The 17,906-nt window shown below is 59.8% G+C and carries 19 protein-coding genes; 9 read left to right on the top strand and 10 right to left on the bottom strand.

The window, feature by feature from the left end:
* Window positions 1-43 precede the first annotated feature (43 nt).
* From speB (TRM7615_RS15765) to TRM7615_RS15780, 4 genes are all read left to right on the top strand, one after another.
* Window positions 44-1,009 (top strand): agmatinase, encoded by a 966-nt coding sequence (gene speB / locus TRM7615_RS15765; RefSeq protein ID WP_108789245.1) that lies wholly within the window; start codon window positions 44-46, stop codon window positions 1,007-1,009.
* Between the two features lie 68 nt (window positions 1,010-1,077).
* Complete coding sequence (gene speB / locus TRM7615_RS15770) at window positions 1,078-2,025, top strand: agmatinase (RefSeq protein ID WP_108789247.1); 948 nt, start codon at window positions 1,078-1,080, stop codon at window positions 2,023-2,025.
* A gap of 71 nt (window positions 2,026-2,096) precedes the next feature.
* Window positions 2,097-2,507 carry a DUF1499 domain-containing protein gene (locus TRM7615_RS15775; protein WP_235824113.1) on the top strand — a complete coding sequence of 137 codons (411 nt, stop codon included), beginning with the start codon at window positions 2,097-2,099 and terminating at the stop codon, window positions 2,505-2,507.
* Window positions 2,508-2,545: 38 nt separating this feature from the next.
* Entirely contained in the window at window positions 2,546-2,899 is a 354-nt protein-coding gene (locus TRM7615_RS15780; RefSeq protein WP_222850540.1) for a DUF6404 family protein, read from the top strand.
* On the opposite strand, the gene TRM7615_RS15785 is transcribed toward TRM7615_RS15780, so the two are convergent.
* Window positions 2,900-3,181 (bottom strand): hypothetical protein, encoded by a 282-nt coding sequence (locus TRM7615_RS15785; RefSeq protein ID WP_108789253.1) that lies wholly within the window; start codon window positions 3,179-3,181, stop codon window positions 2,900-2,902.
* Window positions 3,182-3,243: 62 nt separating this feature from the next.
* On the opposite strand from TRM7615_RS15785, the gene prfA reads away from it, so the two are divergent.
* The 3 genes from prfA to TRM7615_RS15800 all read left to right on the top strand — a co-directional run bounded on the left by prfA (window position 3,244) and on the right by TRM7615_RS15800 (window position 5,969).
* Window positions 3,244-4,299: a peptide chain release factor 1 gene (gene prfA / locus TRM7615_RS15790; RefSeq protein WP_108789255.1), complete on the top strand. Its 1,056-nt coding sequence runs from the start codon at window positions 3,244-3,246 to the stop codon at window positions 4,297-4,299.
* A 26-nt stretch (window positions 4,300-4,325) separates the two neighbouring features.
* Window positions 4,326-5,141, top strand: a complete 816-nt coding sequence (gene prmC / locus TRM7615_RS15795) for a peptide chain release factor N(5)-glutamine methyltransferase (RefSeq protein WP_108789602.1) — start codon at window positions 4,326-4,328, stop codon at window positions 5,139-5,141.
* 234 nt (window positions 5,142-5,375) lie between these two features.
* The gene (locus TRM7615_RS15800) at window positions 5,376-5,969 is read left to right on the top strand and encodes a DUF4167 domain-containing protein (protein ID WP_108789257.1); all 594 of its coding nucleotides are present in this window, start codon (window positions 5,376-5,378) and stop codon (window positions 5,967-5,969) included.
* Between the two features lie 251 nt (window positions 5,970-6,220).
* Here the strand turns inward: TRM7615_RS15800 and TRM7615_RS15805 are convergent, their stop codons facing one another.
* From TRM7615_RS15805 to lptF, 8 genes are all read right to left on the bottom strand, one after another.
* Entirely contained in the window at window positions 6,221-6,787 is a 567-nt protein-coding gene (locus tag TRM7615_RS15805; RefSeq protein WP_108789259.1) for a TetR/AcrR family transcriptional regulator, read from the bottom strand.
* Window positions 6,788-6,888: 101 nt separating this feature from the next.
* Entirely contained in the window at window positions 6,889-7,440 is a 552-nt protein-coding gene (locus tag TRM7615_RS15810) for a YHS domain-containing (seleno)protein (RefSeq protein ID WP_108789261.1), read from the bottom strand.
* 161 nt (window positions 7,441-7,601) lie between these two features.
* The gene (gene rsmA / locus TRM7615_RS15815; protein WP_108789263.1) at window positions 7,602-8,444 is read right to left on the bottom strand and encodes a 16S rRNA (adenine(1518)-N(6)/adenine(1519)-N(6))-dimethyltransferase RsmA; all 843 of its coding nucleotides are present in this window, start codon (window positions 8,442-8,444) and stop codon (window positions 7,602-7,604) included.
* 70 nt (window positions 8,445-8,514) lie between these two features.
* A complete protein-coding gene (gene pdxA, locus TRM7615_RS15820) occupies window positions 8,515-9,483 on the bottom strand; it encodes a 4-hydroxythreonine-4-phosphate dehydrogenase PdxA (protein WP_108789265.1) in 969 nt (322 codons plus the stop codon).
* Complete coding sequence (locus TRM7615_RS15825; protein ID WP_108789267.1) at window positions 9,480-10,670, bottom strand: peptidylprolyl isomerase; 1,191 nt, start codon at window positions 10,668-10,670, stop codon at window positions 9,480-9,482. Before TRM7615_RS15825 ends, pdxA begins: the two co-directional genes overlap by 4 nt.
* 59 nt (window positions 10,671-10,729) lie before the next feature.
* Entirely contained in the window at window positions 10,730-12,883 is a 2,154-nt protein-coding gene (locus tag TRM7615_RS15830) for an LPS-assembly protein LptD (RefSeq protein WP_108789269.1), read from the bottom strand.
* Complete coding sequence (gene lptG, locus TRM7615_RS15835; RefSeq protein WP_108789271.1) at window positions 12,883-13,980, bottom strand: LPS export ABC transporter permease LptG; 1,098 nt, start codon at window positions 13,978-13,980, stop codon at window positions 12,883-12,885. The genes TRM7615_RS15830 and lptG overlap by 1 nt, the downstream gene beginning before the upstream one ends.
* Window positions 13,977-15,113 carry an LPS export ABC transporter permease LptF gene (gene lptF / locus TRM7615_RS15840; protein WP_108789604.1) on the bottom strand — a complete coding sequence of 379 codons (1,137 nt, stop codon included), beginning with the start codon at window positions 15,111-15,113 and terminating at the stop codon, window positions 13,977-13,979. The genes lptG and lptF overlap by 4 nt, the downstream gene beginning before the upstream one ends.
* Before the next feature lie 135 nt (window positions 15,114-15,248).
* Between lptF and TRM7615_RS15845 the strand changes: the two genes are divergently transcribed.
* Together TRM7615_RS15845 and TRM7615_RS15850 are read left to right on the top strand one after the other, a co-directional pair.
* Entirely contained in the window at window positions 15,249-16,715 is a 1,467-nt protein-coding gene (locus TRM7615_RS15845; protein WP_108789273.1) for a leucyl aminopeptidase, read from the top strand.
* A gap of 5 nt (window positions 16,716-16,720) precedes the next feature.
* Entirely contained in the window at window positions 16,721-17,179 is a 459-nt protein-coding gene (locus tag TRM7615_RS15850) for a DNA polymerase III subunit chi (RefSeq protein ID WP_108789275.1), read from the top strand.
* A 138-nt stretch (window positions 17,180-17,317) separates the two neighbouring features.
* On the opposite strand, the gene TRM7615_RS15855 is transcribed toward TRM7615_RS15850, so the two are convergent.
* Window positions 17,318-17,905 carry a retropepsin-like aspartic protease family protein gene (locus tag TRM7615_RS15855; protein ID WP_108789277.1) on the bottom strand — a complete coding sequence of 196 codons (588 nt, stop codon included), beginning with the start codon at window positions 17,903-17,905 and terminating at the stop codon, window positions 17,318-17,320.
* Between the last annotated feature and the right edge of the window lies 1 nt (window position 17,906).

Genomic DNA, 17,906 nt, shown 5'->3' on the forward strand with positions numbered 1-17,906 from the left:
GTCGCCCACCCACCCACCCCGACACTCAAAAGGGCGTCAGATCATGGCTTTGGAAGATGCAAAAACCCAAGTGGACGAGGCGTTCACCAACCCGGACCTCAAGGGCCTGTCCTTTGAGAACACGTTTGGAGGGGCGACCTCTTTCCTGCGACGGCTGTATACCAAGGATCTGACCGGGGTGGACATTGCCGTCACCGGCGTGCCGTTTGATCAGGCCGTGACCAACCGCCCCGGCACCCGTTTGGGTCCGCGCGCGATCCGCGAGGCGAGTGCGCTGCAATCCCCCGACGCGCCTTATGGCTGGCCCTTTGATGCGCTCAGCGAGCTGGCCATCGTGGATTATGGCGACATGGCTTATGACTATGCCAATGTGCCTGCCTTTCCCGCTACGCTGACAGATCATATTCGGGAGATCCTGAAGGAAGACGTCGCCTCGGTCACCTTGGGCGGCGATCACTACATCAGCTTTCCGATACTGAAAGCCTATGCCGAGAAATACGGGCCGATGTCGCTGTTGCAATTTGATGCCCACACCGACACCTGGGCCGATGACGACATGGACCGCGTCGATCATGGCACCATGTTCTACAAGGCGGTGAAGTCGGGGATCGTGGACCCCGAACGCTCGGTCCAGGTGGGCATTCGCACCCACAATGAGGACACGCTTGGCGTCAACATCATCGACGCGCGCGAGGTCTATGAGAGCGGCCCGGCCGCCGTGGCACAAAAGATCAAGGGCATTCTGGGCAACAATCCGGTTTACCTGAGCTTTGACATCGACGGGCTGGACCCGGCCTTTGCCCCGGGCACTGGCACGCCGGTTTGGGGTGGGATCACGTCCATTCAGGCGGCGATCATTCTGCGCGATATTGCCGGGATCAATATCAAGGGTGGTGATGTGGTCGAAGTCTCGCCGCCCTATGACACATCCGGGGCGACGGCGATCGCCGGGGCTCATGTGGCGACCCAGATCATCTGTCTGCTGGGTTGGAACAAATTGACCAAATAGGCGCGCATAAACCGCTGGTACAGCACGCATAGGTTGCGCTACTGAAAAGGCAAAGCACAGGTGAAACGATGAGCAATTTCAACCAACCCATCAGCGGCAACGATCTGGCGCGGTTTTCCGGGCCGAACACTTTCATGCGCTTGCCGCAGGCAGACAGCCTGGACGGGTTGGATGTGGCGGTTCTGGGCATTCCGCAGGATGTGGGCACCTCGTGGCGGTCTGGCACCCGGTTCGGACCCAAACAGATACGCGCTGAGAGTGCGATGATCCGGCCCTATAACATGGCCACGGGTGCCGCGCCGTTCGACAGTTTGCAGATTGCGGACATCGGCGATCTGGCGATCAACACCTTTTCGCTGGCGGAAAGCCTGAAGATCATCAAGGACAGCTATGACGGTATCCTGACCCACGATCTGATCCCGGTGGCGATGGGGGGCGATCATTCGATTACCTTGCCGATCCTGCGCGCGATTGCGGGCAAACATGGCCCCGTGGCCCTGGTCCATGTGGACGCCCATGCCGATGTGAACGACGAGATGTTTGGCGAGCGCGAAACCCATGGCACCGTGTTCCGCCGCGCTTATGAAGAAGGGCTCATTCAGGCCGACAAGACCTATCAGATCGGTATCCGCGGCTCGGGCTATGCCGCCAGCGATTTCACCGAGGCGCAGGGGTGGGGGTTCCAGCATTTCCCGGCGCATGAGCTTTGGCATCGCTCTTTGGCACCCCTTGGGGCGGAAATTCGCCGCGACATCGGTGACCGCCCGGTTTATGTGACCTATGACATCGACAGTCTGGACCCGGCCTATGCCCCTGGTACGGGAACGCCCGAAATTGGTGGGCTGACAACGCCGCAGGCGTTGGAATTGATCCATGCTCTGAAAGGTCTCAACATCGTCGGCTGCGACCTTGTCGAGGTTTCGCCGCCTTATGACACATCGGGAAATACGGCACTGACGGCAGCCAATCTGTTGTACGAATTGCTCTGTATGCTGCCGGGGGTGACGTCACGATAGGCGTGTTTTGACGTCGATTGTGCCCTAGTGTCCTGGGAACCTGTTGATCTGGACCATAGATGAGACGCGCGATGACTGTTGTTTGGGTACTGCTGGCACTGATGATCCTTGGCATGGCGTTCATTCGTCTTGCCCCCAGCGATCCGGCTCGTTGGCATGTCGCGCCCAAGGGTGACGCCGACAAGGACCTGAAAGGCGGCGTCGTGCGTGTTGTTCAGGCAGGCCAGCTTGGATTGAAAAAGTTCAACGCGATTGTTCAGGCAGATGCGACAACCCGCGTTCTGGCAGGGTCGGTTGACGAGGGGATGGTCACCTATATCTCGCGCAGCAAAGTCATGGGCTTTCCCGACTACACCACTGCGCAACAGGATGGTGACACCCTGCGCATCTATGGTCGCCTGCGCTTTGGTCGCTCGGACATGGGGGTAAATCGCAAGCGGGTTGACGGCTGGTTGCAGCTGTTGCCAAGCACCGCGAACTAGGTCAGTTTTCAGCCGTAGACTCAAGAAGGTGGCACTGGTTGAAAACGCCTTATCAGCAGAAACTGGATAGGTCCCAACAGGAATTGCGTGTCAGAGGGGCTGAAAGACACGCTAGATTGCCCTGGCTGTTTCGGCTGTTTCAAAAGCTTGGGTTTGAACCCATTCCGCCTCTTTATCGTTCGTTTCTGCGGAATTTCGTGGGCACTGCTGCCTATTTCAGCCCGGTTTGGGGTGGTTTGATGTATTTCGCGGCCTGGCGCTACACTGGCCTGCATCCGCACATCATGATCGCAACCAGTCTTTTTGCTGGTGTTCTGTTTGGCCTTATGATGGCCGGGTATTTCTACATGAAACAGAGAAAGCTCAACCTGACGGCCTGGGATCGCCTTTGATCAACCGGCTTTGGCCCAGGGGGCGGGTGACATCTGTGGTGGCTTGGCCTGCGACGAAAGACAGCCCTCTTGCACTTCGCGCCACATCGGTACGTTTAGCGACATCTGGCATTGGGCCATGAACATGCGACCATCGACCTGCAGGCAGATGGTTTCCCCCAGTTCGATGCGCGTGCCGGATGTGTCGGTGCAATAGCAGTCCTGCACCTTGCCGCCTGGCCCGACAACATCGGCGGCGACAGGTGAGCTTAGGGCGAAGAACAACATCAAAATTCGGGTCATGGCCCAAGTCTAGCACAGGCTTGCCTCTTGACCAACGCGCTGTGATATCGGACACCCGCCAAATGGTTCCTGAAGATCGCCTAGAACAAATCACGCAACGGTTTCAATTTCTTGAGGCCGCGATGGCCGATGGCGCTGCAGGTGGTGATATCGCCGCGCTGGCCAAGGAGTATTCCGACCTTAAGCCCGTGGTTGAACAGATCGCCGCCTGGCGTCAGTTGAACGCCGATCTGGCCGAGGCCGAGGCGATGCTGGATGACCCTGACATGCGTGAACTGGCCGAGGAAGAGATCCCGGCGCTGAAAGAGCAACTGCCCGTCGCGGAACACGCCTTGCAGTTGACGCTCTTGCCCAAGGATGCCGCTGATGCACGCCCAGCCATGCTGGAAATCCGCCCTGGCACGGGTGGGGATGAGGCAGCCTTGTTCGCCGGGGATCTGCTGCGAATGTATCAGCGTCACGCCGAGGCGCGCGGATGGAAGTTCGAGATCATCGAAGAGCAGGCCACCGAATTGGGTGGCATCAAAGAAGTGGTGGCCCACATCAAGGGTGAGGGCGTCTTTGCCCGGATGAAATACGAATCCGGTGTGCACCGTGTGCAGCGGGTGCCCACAACCGAAAGCGGCGGGCGCATTCACACCTCAGCGGCAACGGTGGCGGTCCTGCCCGAGGCCGAAGATGTGGATATTCAGATCGACGCAAATGACATCCGGATCGACACCATGCGCAGCTCGGGCGCAGGGGGGCAGCACGTCAACACCACCGATTCGGCGGTGCGGATCACCCATATCCCGTCGGGTATCGTCGTCACCAGTTCCGAGAAGTCCCAACATCGCAACCGCGAGATTGCGATGCAGGTGCTGAAAACACGGCTCTATGATCAGGAGCGTCAGCGGATCGACAGCGAACGCTCGGCGGATCGCGCCAGCCAGGTTGGCTCGGGCGATCGCTCGGAACGCATCCGTACATACAACTTCCCGCAGGGTCGCATGACCGATCACCGGATCAACCTGACGCTCTACAAGCTGGATCAGGTGATGCAGGGGGATCTGGACGAGGTGATCGACGCGCTGACCGCCGACGATCAGGCCCGCATGCTGGCCGAGATGGGACAGTGACCGAAGCGCCGACAGCTGCCCAGGCCATGGTCGCCGCAACTGCCCGCCTTAGGGCGGCAGGGGTTCCGGACCCGGCCCGCGACGCGCGTGTCTTGTTGGCACACGCGGCCCGCATAGAGGCGAGCCGCGTGACCCTGATCGCGCCCGAGGAATTGGACCCGGACATCGGCGAACGCTATGACCAGCTGATTGCCTTGCGCGCCATCCGGGTGCCGGTTTCACATCTGTTGGGCGAGCGCGAATTTTATGGCCGCCGCTTCAAGGTTAGCGGTGATGTGCTTGATCCCAGACCGGAAACCGAAACTCTGATCGAAGCCGCTCTGTCGCAGCCCTTTGACCAGGTACTGGATTTGGGCGTGGGGTCGGGCTGTATCCTGGTGACCTTGCTGGCGGAAATGCCCAATGCCTGCGGGGTTGGGGCAGATCTGAGCGAGGCGGCCTGTTTGCAAGCCAGCGCCAATGCGGTGCTGCACCGGGTCGAGGCGCGGGCGCAGATCGTCCGCTCCAACTGGTTCGAAGCTATCACCGGCCACTATGACCTGATCGTGTCCAACCCGCCTTATATCGCGATGGACGAAATGCCGGGTCTGGCGGTTGAGGTGCGTGAGCATGAGCCGGAAATGGCATTGACGGATTATGGCGACGGGCTCGAAGCGTATCGCAGGATCTCGGCCCGGGTGTGCGATTTTCTGACGCCTGGGGGCCGTGTCCTGGTTGAAATCGGACCGACGCAAGGTCGAGCCGTGGCCGATATGTTCCGCCAGGTCGGCCTGATCGATGTCACAGTGATGCAGGATCTGGACGGTCGTGACAGGGTCGTTGGTGGACGATCAATCGCTTGAAGTCGGAACATGCGGCTGAAATGTGCCAATCGACGTGAAAAACCCGCAAAAAATGCCAGCAACCCCTTGTGTGAACCGGCAGGACATGTTTACTCAGAGGTGTCTTGGCGGTTGATGCTTTGCAGCTCACGCCGGACACCAAGCCCAAAAAAGTCGATCACCCGGCGGTAAATGAACGCAAGAGGCGTCAAACGGGACAATCGACAGGTAATGACAAGGCTGACGTAAAGTAAGATGAGATCTTCCAAATCCCGTTCGCGGTCCAAGAACAACCGCAACCGGCCCTCTGGTGGCAACGTCGTCAACCGTGTGTTTGACAGCTCTGGCCCTGAAGGCAAGGTGCGCGGCACGCCGCAGCAGATTATCGACAAATACAACCAGTTGGCGCGCGATGCGCAGCTGAGCAACGATCGGGTTGCGACCGAAAACTTCCAACAGCACGCAGAACATTACTTGCGTATGCTGAGCGAAGCGCAACGCGAGCAAGAGGCCCGTCGCGAAGAGCAGGAGCGCCAGAACCGTGAGCGTCAGGCCGAGCGGGACCGCGAGCGCGCCGAACGCCAGGAGCGTGAAACCGTCGCAGCGGAGGCACCCAAAGACCCGGCCGAAGCGCCGCAACCGGATGTCCTGGACATGGGCGACACGGGCAAGGACGACGACAACGGTCTGGTTGAAACGCCCGAAAGCAAATCCCAAGCCGAACCGGCGGAGGCCAAGCCAAAGAAACCACGCCGCCCCCGTGCGCCACGCAAACCCAAGGCAGAGGCCGCTCCCGAAGCGCCTGCAGATCCGGCCCCATCCGGGGATGCGCCCGAGGCCGCCGAGTAAGCGTCTGGCTTCCAGTGACAGTGAATGACCTGACGCTCCAAGGCCGGTGGCTTTGGAGCGTCAGTCGTTTGTTGGGCTGGGGTTTGGATTAGTGTTCGGAGCACTCCCGCCCATCGTCGATGTCCCTTGCGGGACAACTCCTCTGGTTGGGCCGGGCGCCGCGCTGCGCGCGGCGCGTCACCGCAGCACGCGGGCGAGGCGTGGGCGGAGTTAAGGGGGTGGATGGCGCGATACGGCCCGCATGAGCGTGTTCAAACGATCTCGTCGAGCATCTGCGACCATTCATCAAACGAGGCTCCCATGCGTCCCATGGCGTGCGAGCCAAGATAGAGCCGCTGCAGGGCAGTTGCCTTACGCTTGATCGGGGCGGGATCGCCCTCGGGCATCATCTCATACAGCACAGACATCAACGCCTGATGCAGACGTGTCGAGATATCTGCGCAGCGTGTCGCACAGGTCGTGTCGAACGGGGCCATTTCAACAAGCGCGTTGCAGAGGAAACACCCCACTTTGCGGGCCGGTTTGGCCGGGTGGTATTCGGTGCGCAGAAAAAACGCCAGCAACCGGTCGCGGGCCGTTCCGTTCCGCTTATCACCCATTTCAGAAAGGGCCCGCGCCATGCGAGTCTGATCATAGTGATCCAAGGCCCGCAAGTAGACCGAATGCTTGTCTTCGAATGCCTTGTAAAAAGACCCGCGTGTCAGGGACATCGCATCCAACAGGTCGGGCATGTTGGTTCCGGCAAAGCCCCGTTTCCAAAAGATGATCATCGCGCCTTCGATGGCTTCGGTTTCATCGAATTGTCTGGGTCGGCTCATAAGTGGTCTCGTTGTTCATAGGAGCGCCCGACCACTGGGATCGGGCGCTGATCGGGGCGAGCTTAGGTGCGTTCGGGAGCGCAGGCAATCACCCCATCATCTTAGCTTTCGGGCAATTGCTGCGGGTGGATGAAGCCCAGGTTGGGGCGTTGTGAATGGGCCACGAATTTGACAGACCCGTCCTGCAGGCCAGCGTGAACGTTGTCCCAATTGGCCTGGGATTGGGCCAACAAGGCGTCTTTGTCTTTCAGGAAACGCTCTTTCACATCCGCCGACCAGGTCACGTAAAGCTTGTCCTCGGCGATGAACCAGCCGTCTATGAAATCAACCTCTGCCGCATAGCCATGTGCAACAGCCCAAGCGCACCAGCCGTTGTTTTGCGGGGCATAGCTGTCGGGCGCCGCCAGAAAGGTGTTGCGGTTTTTCGTGCTGGCAAACAACCAGGTCCGTCCCTTGTGATCGGCGCGGAAGGCCTGATTGCCCTTGGCGGGTTTGCCTTCGACGAAATAGGCGACGGGGTCAAAACCGTCCATTGCCAAACCCCGACTGGTCGAGTTGACCACATGGTCGGTGTAGTCATCGGCGGCTTGCACAGTTGTCGAGCCAAATGCCATGGCCAGGGCGCAGACCGCGCCCAATATCAGATGTTTCATGTGTTCCTCCCTTAGTGAACCAATCAGTTCCTTAATTGGTGGACCAATTGGTTCACGAAAGGGCGATCACACTCAACTCACGTCTTCGTGTGTTGGTTCAAGTCGTTTCTTTATCTTTGTTTTGCAGGATGTAGTGGTGCAAAATTAAAGTGAATTCTTGTTCAGGAATTCTCAATTTCGCGGGCCAAAGCACAGAATGCCTCCAGCGAAATCTGTTCGGCACGCTCTGTGGGTTTGATGCCAGCGGCGACCAAATGGTCTTCGATCCCTGGCGTTACCCCCTTGAGCGCAGCCCGCAGCATCTTGCGGCGTTGATTGAAGGCGGCAGCGACGACACGGCTTAGGATGGCTGCGTCAGCAGGGAAACGGGGTTCGGGCAGTGCGGTCAGATGCACAACTGCGCTCGACACTTTGGGGGGCGGGGTAAAGGCACCCGGTGGCAGCGACAGCGCGATGCGGGCGTCAGCGCGCCATTGCGACAGGATCGCCAGCCGCCCGTAGGCCTTGGAGCCCGGCTGCGCCACGATCCGTTCGGCAACCTCACGCTGAAACATCAGCGTCAAGCTTTGCCAGAACGGTGGCCAGTTCGGCGGCGTCAGCCAGCGCACCAGCAACTCGGTGCCCACGTTGTAGGGCAGGTTGGCTGCGATCCGCACGGGTGGCGTCAGGTGTTCGAGCGGGTTGATCTCCAGCGCATCGCCGTTGATCACCTCAAGTCGGCCGGGATAGGCCTCGGCGATCTCTTGCAGGGCGGGCATGCAGCGCGTGTCTTTTTCCAACGCCAGAACCTTGCGCGCCCCCTCGGACAAAAGACCCCGTGTCAGACCGCCGGGGCCGGGGCCGATTTCCAGCACGTCACATCCCGTGAGATCACCCGCCTGGCGCGCGATTTTGGCGGTCAGGTTCAAATCCAGCAGAAAGTTCTGCCCCAAAGATTTGCGGGCAGACAGCTGATGGGTCGCGATGACCTCGCGCAGCGGGGGAAGAGTGTCGATGGCGCTCATGAGGATGATGTAGTGCCTTGGCCGGGGGAAAGGCCAGCGCTTTTGCGACTCTGGCGCAAATTTGGCGCGATCAGGCGCTGTCCGCCATGCGTTGCGCCATCTTCAGCGCCTCGATCAGCGAGGTTGGATTGGCAAGACCTTGGCCCGCGATGTCAAATGCGGTGCCGTGATCAGGCGAGGTGCGGATGAACGGCAGGCCCAGTGTCACATTCACCCCACGGTCGAAATCCAGCGTCTTGATCGGGATCAGGGCCTGATCGTGATACATGCAGATCGCGGCGTCATAACGGGCGCGGGCTGCGGCGTGAAACAGGGTGTCGGCCGGGTGAGGGCCCGTCAGGGTCACGGTATCATCCTGGGCCAGTTTCTCGATCAGGGCGGCGATCCAGTCGCCTTCCTCATGCCCCATGGCGCCGCCTTCACCTGCATGGGGGTTCAACCCGGCGATGGCGATCCGGGGATGGGTGATGCCGAATTGGCGGCGCAGTCCATGTGCTGTAATCGCAATGGTCCGGCTCAGCAGCTCGGGCGTCAGCGCCTGTGGGACATCGCTGAGCGCGATGTGAATGGTGGCGGGAACCACGCGCAGCTGTTCGCTGGCCAGCATCATGACCACGCGGTCAACCCCGGCCAAGGCGGCCAGAAACTCGGTATGGCCAGGGTAGGCAAACCCGGCGCCGTCAATCAGCGCCTTTTTGTGGATCGGGGCGGTGCAGAGGGCAGAGGCTTGGCCTGAGATCACAAGCTGCACGCCGGCCTCGATGGATGCAATGACGCCAGCGGCATTCTCTGGCGCCGGTGACCCCGCGGTTGCTGGGGCTGCAAAAGGGATCTCCAACACCGGAAGGGCGGTCGCAGCAACGTCGTGTGCGTCAGCAGGGTCGGAGAGGACCTGAAAAGTGGTGCCCAAGGGCAGGTGGCGTGGATCGCCGAGCCAAACAAAGGGGCAGTCCTGACGCAGCCGCGCCCAGGCTGCAACGGCGATCTCGGGACCTATGCCCGACGGATCGCCGCAGCTAAGCGCGATGGGTCGGGTCATTTCTCGGTAATCTGCGCGTCGGCCTTGAGCTGAGCCAACAGGCTTTCTGCGAAGGATTGCAGACGCTGTTGGGTCAATGCATTGGCAATCTCTTCGCGGCTGGCATCCTGAGCCAGATCAGCGGTGCGGTTGCACAGCATCAACAGCACTAGCGTCTGACCATTGTTGCGGGTCAGCGCTGTTGATGTTTCACCCGGGTCCAATTTTGCCAGTTCAAGCGCAATGTCCTGCGGAATTTCAGACGGCTTGGCGGTCACCCTGTCCAATACGGTTTCAGGCTGACCTTTGGCGACACCGTACAGGTCGTCACAGGTGTCGATGGAACGCGCAATCTGTCCCGCAGCGGACAGTGCTTCAGCCGAACGGCCGCCTGCCAGAAAATACGTGGCGTATTCGATGCTGCTGTAGCGCGGTGTACCGGTCGCAATCTCTTGGATGCCGCGCATTTGAAACAGTGCAACCGCATTGGGCAGAGCGATTGGGTCTGTGATCTCGCCAGGGTTCAGAGCCAGAATCAAGGGCTGCAAGGCTGGGGGCAGGCTGCTGATAGCCAGCCAGTTCATCCGTCCACCATTGTTGCGGGTGTCTGACGCAGAAAACTGGGCTGCCGCCTGTGAAAAGTCATCATACGTTTTCAGCGATGCGATCTGCTGGGCAACTTCATCCACCTGATCGACCGTTTGCGGGGTTACGGGAATGATCACCTCAGAAAGCAACACGCGAATACCGCCGCCGCTGCCGCGTCCAAGAGCACGGTCGATTTCGGCATCGGTCGGACGCGCGCGCGACAGGAAACGGGCCGAGATATAGTCGCGCCAGCCCAATTGCACCTCAATGAAGTCTCTGACGGTTTCTTCGGATATGCCTGCCTGGCCCAGGGCCTGAATGAACTCTTCGGGCGACATGTTGCCTTGAGAGGCAAATTGATCGATGCCCTGTTGAATACCTTCGGGCGGCACCTCAAACCCTGCTTCTTTCATGGCCTGTTGGCGCAAACGATCCTCAATCAGCCCCTTTCGGGCCACTTCGGTCGGGTTTCCAGGAAAGCGCAGGACTTCCAGAAACAATTCGCGCTGTTGCAGCTCGAAGCGGGTAATGACCTCTTGGTTGATCTGAATCGCAGGCGCAAACAGATTTTGCGATGAAGCAGGTTCCGACGCCAGTCCGAGCAGGCCCACCGTTGCCATCAGGCAAATCGGTTTCGACCAGTGTCGAAGAACTCTTCTCAGTGGGTTCATTCGGGGGGTCAGGAATTTCTGCATGATCGCCTGTATTCTTTATTTCCGCTCGCAACCGCGAACCCGTTCAACGCAATGCTAAAGCCGAAATCAGTCGACGGTTCAACACTTGTCGATGAGGTATAGCGCCTGTTGAGCGTGAGGTTAACCGTTACGCATTCATTTTGATAGACCAGCCCGACACCCGCACGCGTGGCACGGCTGTCTTCGATATCATACCGCAGGTTGGCCGAAGCGGTCCAATTCGGATTGACCTTATAGTTGCCGTCAAACCAGAACTCGGACACGGCCAATGTGCGGTTCTCGGCTGGATCGCGACCCAACCAAAGGTACGATCCGGCAATGGACGTGCGCTGGCTCGACCAATCACCGCGCAGCTCGGCCTTGGAAAAGTTGAGCGAGTTGTTGAGAAGCCCGCGTGCGGTCAATGCCAGGCCTTGGTCCAACTTGAACTGCCCCGCCAACAAGATGTCGGACGACGTGCCGCTCAATCCCGAGGTCTTCGAGAAATTGGGATCAGCGGATTCGCGGAATACCTGACCTACGGTGGCCGAGGCCTGCCACCCCGCCGGGGCGTAGCGCGCCCAGTTCAGGCCAACCACAGCTGATGCGCCATTTTCGCGCCTGTCAGGCGCGGGAAAACGGGACAGTTCCAACAGGTTGCCCTGGTCAAATTCGACAAAGCCGCTTTCATCATTGGGCACCGTTGGGCCGGACACTTTGGACCAGCTGACTTGCGCAATCGGCTCCAGAAAATGCGTCGACCCGTCGCCCATGGCACGTGTCATCGGATAGCGCAGGGTCAGAGCTGCCCGTGGTGTGGTGATGGTTGCACGGGACGGAAAGCTGGAGTCGTTGTAGGTATTGAAGCCATCGGCCGAGGCGCCCATGCGCCAATCTGCACGCAGACCTTGCGCAAACGTCCAGCTGCGCATCCATTCCACATCGGCCGTTGCCCGGCCGACATCACGGCCCACCATGTCGGCATTTGATGTCCGCTGATGCGCGTGACCATCAAAGCTCAGCCGAACTTCACCCCCGATCAGCGAAGGAAAGTACCTTTTTTGATAATTTATATCAACGATCTCCGAGGGAATCTCGTCCTCGGGTTCGCTGTCACGCAGGGTTTCGTAATGGATGTACCCCAACCGCAGCGCACTATCGCGCTTGATCTGGCTGAGCGAAATCTCACTGCGCAAACGGTCAAGATCTGGCAGCCCATAGTCTGCCAGATAGGCGTTGTCTGACGCGGTTTTGACGTCGAACTCCAGTTTGAAGTCGTCCTTGAGGTCAAACTGACCAAAGGCAAAAACATAGCCGCGGTCCTCGCTCGGAACCAGATCGTCACGGGTAAAGGCGCCTTCGATCTCGATCCGGCCGCGTTTGAATGCCTGGCGATACCGCAGATCCAGGGTGTTGGTCTTGGACGAGATATAGGGCGACAACGTCAGGTCGGCATGATCGCCCAGCTTGAAGAAATAGGGCACCTTGACTCCGGTCCCCAACTGCGACGTCGTGCGAACCGATGGGATCAAAAACCCAGTGGCTCGTTTCAGGTTCGGATCGGGCAAGCGAATGCCAGGGAAATAGAATATCGGCACATCCAGAACCCGGAACTGCGCCTCTTCAAAGTACAGCTGCTGTTCCAATTGGTCGTGCGTGACCTTCTTGGCCCGGATTTGCCACAGGGGCGGCTTGCCATTTTCGCATACATGGCAGGATGTTACAGCGGTTTTGTAAAGCTGTGTGTAGCGACCCCCAACGCGGGTCATCTGCAATGCAGCAAGCTGCAACTGCTGATCAAACACCAGCCGTGCGCCGGACAACAAGCCGTTTTGCAACCCTTCATCCAGCTCGCCGGAGTTGGCCAGCACGGTCGCCTGACCGCCTTGATCGATGCGAATGGGCCCTTCGACAGTCAATTTGCCGCTTTCGCGGTCAAAGGTGATCTTGCGGGCACGCAAGCGCATGTCTCCCTGGAACGCCTCGACGTTGCCTTCGGCGATCAACTGGCGATCGGGGGTGATGAACACCGAATCTGCCACCAGGATTGCGGGTTTAACTTCTTCCTGGGTCTGGTCTGTTGGCGCGGTTTGGGCTTTGGCAATACCTGGCGCGATCAGTGCAACGCTTGTCATTAGTGCTGGCAGAAGACGGCGCATCATCCGTCCTCCGCATGCAAGAGCAGGCCAAGCGTCAGCATGATCGCGGCAATCGGTGGGGCCCATGCGGCCAGGGCCACCGGGATCTGACCGTTTTCACCCAGAATCTGAGCAAAATTGCGAATGAAGTAGAGCGAAAACCCCAGCAGAACCGCGGCCAGCACGGCCACGCCGGTGCCGCCAAAACGTGCATGCCGCATGGTGAACGCAGCCCCGACCAGCACCATCGCGACCAGAAATAGCGGCCGTGCCAGCTCGACCTGGAGCCAGACCTCATGCTGCTTGGTGGAAAACCCGGCCTGTTCCAATTGCGTTATCATGTCAGGCAGATCGTAGATCGAGATGCTTTCCCGACGACCCAGGCTGTCACGGATGCGGTCTTGGGTGAGGGTCGTGGGCAGTTTGATCGTTTCATAGTCTTCAGCATTGGTTTCGGGGTTCACGCCCCCGGTCAGTGGCCAGATCTTCACCTTGTTCAGCAGCCATACATCGTCCTGCAACTGGGCGCTCTCGGCTATGATCTGCTGGGTTGGGCCGCCATCTTTGGCATAGCTCAGGATGGTGACCCCAAACAATGTGACGCCATCGCCGCCAAAACCGGTGGCGTGAATGACCGATTGCCCATCAGCGCTGCCCTGGCGCAGCCACAAACCTTCACCGCTCAGGGACAGGACCGAAGGGCCACCCGTGCGATAGGTGTCGGCCAACCGCTGATAGCGTTCCGCCGTGGCGGCCACGATCGGGTTCAAGGTGGTGACGGCAAGCCCTCCAATCACCAGGGCCACCGCAACAGGGGCCACCAGCGCGCGAATGCCCGACCGCCCAATGGCACGGGTCACCACCAGCTCGGAACTGCGGGCCAGCCCTACAAACAGCACGATGGTCGACAGAATCATCAGCAGGGGCAGGATCTCACTGATCGCGGCAGGGGCGTTCAGCAACGTCAGGCTGACGAGCTGGCCAAAGCTGACATCCACACCTTCGAACCGGCGCAGCTGCTCGATCAGGTCAATGAGCAGGATCAACGTCAGGAATACCGCCCCAATGACCAGGAAGCTTTGCACGAAACGGCGGGCGAAATAGCGATCCAGGATCATGTTGCCGCCTCTGTGTTGGGGGAGCGCCTGAACAGAAGCGACAAGGGGCGAGAGGCGAATTGCATGAACAGGCAGGCGATCCCGAGGCCCACCAACGTGGGCAGATAGATCAGCGGCCAGAGGTCTGCATTCTTCAGCACCGGGTCAGACATGACCCCGCGCAGCACCTCGAGGAACACCAACATGACAAAGGCCAACAAGGCCTGTCGCCAGACGCCGAACCGTGAAAACCCGCCCAGCATCAATGATGAATAGCCGATCAACGTCACGGCAACGCAAATCAAAGCGCGGGCAAAGCGCAGGTGCAACTCCTCGGACAGCTGACCGGGGGTATAGCCCTCTTCCTCGGTGATTTGGCCAGGGGCCCGGATCAGTTCGAGCGTGGGGATGGCGCGGATGTTGCGTTTGCGGGTGGTGTCCTGCTTGATCAAAGAGCTGATGTCATAGGAAAAATCGGCAAAGACCGTGGTCGACAGCTGATTGCTTTTCATGTCCATCCGCTGCGCCAGGCCATCCACCATGATCAGATTGCTCTGCTCGCCATTGCGCACCAGAAAGGCCCGAGCGCCAGTATAGATGACGGTTTGTTCCGGGTCGCGCCGGTCCGACAGAAAGACATCATTCAGGGTTCCATCTGCGTCGATCTGGCGAATGTAGAAGGTCACGCCGGGGGCAGGGTGCAAAAAGCTCCCTTCGCTCAGCAGGCGCGCGGTGACGTTGCGCGCCACCTCGGCCTCGCGCACGGCCAATTGGTTGATCGACGCGGGCAACAGAACATGGGTCAGGATGCTCATCATCGTGGCCGAGATCAGACCAAAGACAAGCGCCGGACGCGCCAGTCGCCAGGGACTCGATCCGGTGGCCTGCATTACCGTCAGTTCGCTGTCATTGTTCAGCCGGTTGGTGACATAGACCGAGGCCGCAAAAGCCGCCATCGGCAGCACCATGCGGATCAGGTTGGGTAGGGTGAGCGCGGTGAATTCCAGAAACACAAACGCCGATTGTCCGTCGCCAATCAACTTGTCGAACAGGACAACGGCCCGGTTGATCCAGAACACGGCAACAAGAATCAGTGCAAAGAAGCCGAAGAACAGCAGAAATTGCGACAGGACGTATCTGTCGTATCGTGACACTGCGATCCCCCCGGAGCCTGCCAAGTTGTTTTCACGAGACTGTAAGGGATTCGGTGGCCGGGGAAAACTGCTATCTGGTCAAGATGCAGTGGGCAGGCTACCTGTTGCCTAACCACATGTTGAGAGGAGCCCCAAATGAGCAGCCTGACCGATATCCGTTTTCAGCCCGTCGACTTGGACACCATTGCCACGGCAGAGGGGCGCGTGGCCATCATTCTCCCGCCCGAGGGCAAATTGGACCCGGCTGCGCGCCGTGCCAACCGCCTGACCAAGGGTGCGGTGGCGCGCCTGGTTGAAAGCGAACAGTTCGAGAAGGCAAAGCCGGGGCAGGTGATCTCGTTGGCCTGGCCTGCTGGCATGGCAGCCGAGGCGCTGGACGTACTGGTGCTGCCGCGCCGCGCGGATGCCACTCAGGCACGCAAGGCAGGCGCGGCTTTGGCTAAAACGGTCGGAACAGCATCATTGACATTGATGGCTGGTAGCCAAGTTCGCGCGCAGGAAGTCGCCATGGGCCTGACCCTGCGGGCCTACAGCTTTGACGCGCATAAATCGGCCGATGCCGATCCGGTGGGAACAGTGACGATCGCCCATACCAAACACGACGAGGTTGAGACCGCATACGCTCCGCTGCGCGCTGTAGCTGAGGGCGTGCACATGACCCGCGATCTGGTCAACGAGCCTGCAAACGTGCTGACCACCAGTGAATTTGCCGACCGTCTGAAAGAGATGGAGGCGATTGGGCTGGAGGTCGAGGTGCTGGAGGAGGACAAGCTGGCCGAACTGGGCATGCGCACGCTGCTGAGCGTTGGGCAGGGCTCGGACAGCCCGTCCAAAGTGGTCGTCATGCACTGGAAAGGCGGCGAAAAGGACGCCGCGCCGCTGGCTCTGGTTGGCAAGGGCGTGGTGTTTGACACCGGTGGCATCTCGCTGAAACCAGCGGGCGGAATGGAAGATATGACCATGGACATGGGCGGTGCGGGCGTTGTTGCAGGCGCTATGCGCGCGCTGGCTCTGCGCAAGGCTAAGGCCAATGTGGTGGGCCTGGTCGGGCTCGTGGAGAACATGCCCTCGGGCAACGCCACCCGTCCGGGCGATGTGGTCAAATCGATGAAGGGCGACACGGTCGAGATCATCAATACCGACGCCGAGGGGCGTTTGGTTCTGTGCGACGTAATGTGGTATGCGCAGGACCGGTTCAAGCCAGCGGGCATGATTGACCTGGCCACCCTGACGGGGGCCATCATCATCGGCTTGGGCCATGAAAATGCTGGCGTTTTCTCGAATGACGACGCGCTCTGCAACGCTTTCCTCAAGGCCGCAGGCAACGAGAACGAAGGCGCCTGGCGGATGCCTTTGGGGCAAGCCTATGACGATCAACTCAAGTCGCGCATTGCCGATATGAAAAACGTGGGCGGACGGCCCGCAGGATCAATCACCGCGGCACAGTTCCTGCAACGGTTCGTCAAGGATGACATGCCCTGGATTCACCTGGACATCGCCGGCGTTGCCTCGGTCAAATCCGACACCGACTATGCACCGAAAGGTGCAACCGGCTGGGGTGTGATGGCGCTCAGCCGTCTGGTGCAGGACCATTTCGAGTAAAGCGCATGGGAGCCGCCTATTTCTATCATCTGACGCGCAACCCGCTTGAGGTGACCTTGCCCGTTTTATTGGGTAAGGCACGTCAGGCGGGGTGGAAGATTGCCGTACGGGGCGGTGATCCCGGGCTGCTGGAATGGCTGGACGAAAAACTTTGGCTGGGCCCCGATGACGGGTTCCTGCCACACGGGCTGGCGGGCGGCGCGCATGACGCGCTGCAGCCGATCCTGCTGACGACGGTTGCAGATGCGCCCAATGAAGCATCGTGTGTGATGGCGGTCGATGGCGCGCAGGTCGCGGCAGAAGAGGTGGAGGCACTTGACCGAGTGTGCATCCTGTTCGACGGCACAGACCCTGAAGCGGTGCAGCACGCGCGCGGCCAGTGGAAGGCGCTGACCGGTGCGGGCTGCAAGGCGCAATACTGGTCCGAAGAGTCGGGCAGGTGGGAGAAAAAGGCCGAAGCCTAGGGTTTTTGGGGAACCGGGGGTGCTCCCGCCCTCGCTACATGCCCTGGCGGGCTCTTGCTCCGTTGGGCCGGGCGCCTCGCTTGTCGCTCGGCGCGGCATCGCAGAACGCGACTGTCGGTCAGGGCGCGAGGGGGTGTTTCAGCGCGCGAGCGTCAGGGATTGCGGGCTGATCTGGAGTGTCGAGAAACGCTGCAGGTATTCCATTCCCAGCAGGGATTGATCCATCTCGCCTTCGTTGACCCAGGCCGTCAGGTTGCGATCTTCGAAGGGGCCCAGCACAACATTGTCCAATTTGATGGGCGCTGTGCGAACTTCTCCGTTCGCCGTAAGTGCCCGTCCGAAGTAGTTGAGATCATTCATAACTATGCCAATCTTTTCGGAGTCTTCCTGGCTTAGAACGATCTGACTTGCGCCGGTGTCGACAAGGAAATCCACGGGTTTGCCGTTCACCAACAGTTGCAGGTAATAGTGCCCGTCGCGGGCGCGGGGGACGATGATGCTGTTGTCGGTTGTTGTCATGCGACCATAGGGTGCGGTGGTGGTACGTATGTCCTCCCACAGGCCAACCACTGCGATCACGCCCATGAAGATGAACACCCAGATCAGCGCCTGTTGCAGTGTTTTGCCCAACGATCCGCGGTTGTAGGTCACGAACCACATCAGAACCGCCGCACCCAGCAGGCCCAGATACCCCAGTCTTGCGATGTTGTCTGCGTCGAAATCCATG

Source organism: Falsiruegeria mediterranea M17 (assembly GCF_900302455.1).
Classification (GTDB): domain Bacteria; phylum Pseudomonadota; class Alphaproteobacteria; order Rhodobacterales; family Rhodobacteraceae; genus Falsiruegeria; species Falsiruegeria mediterranea.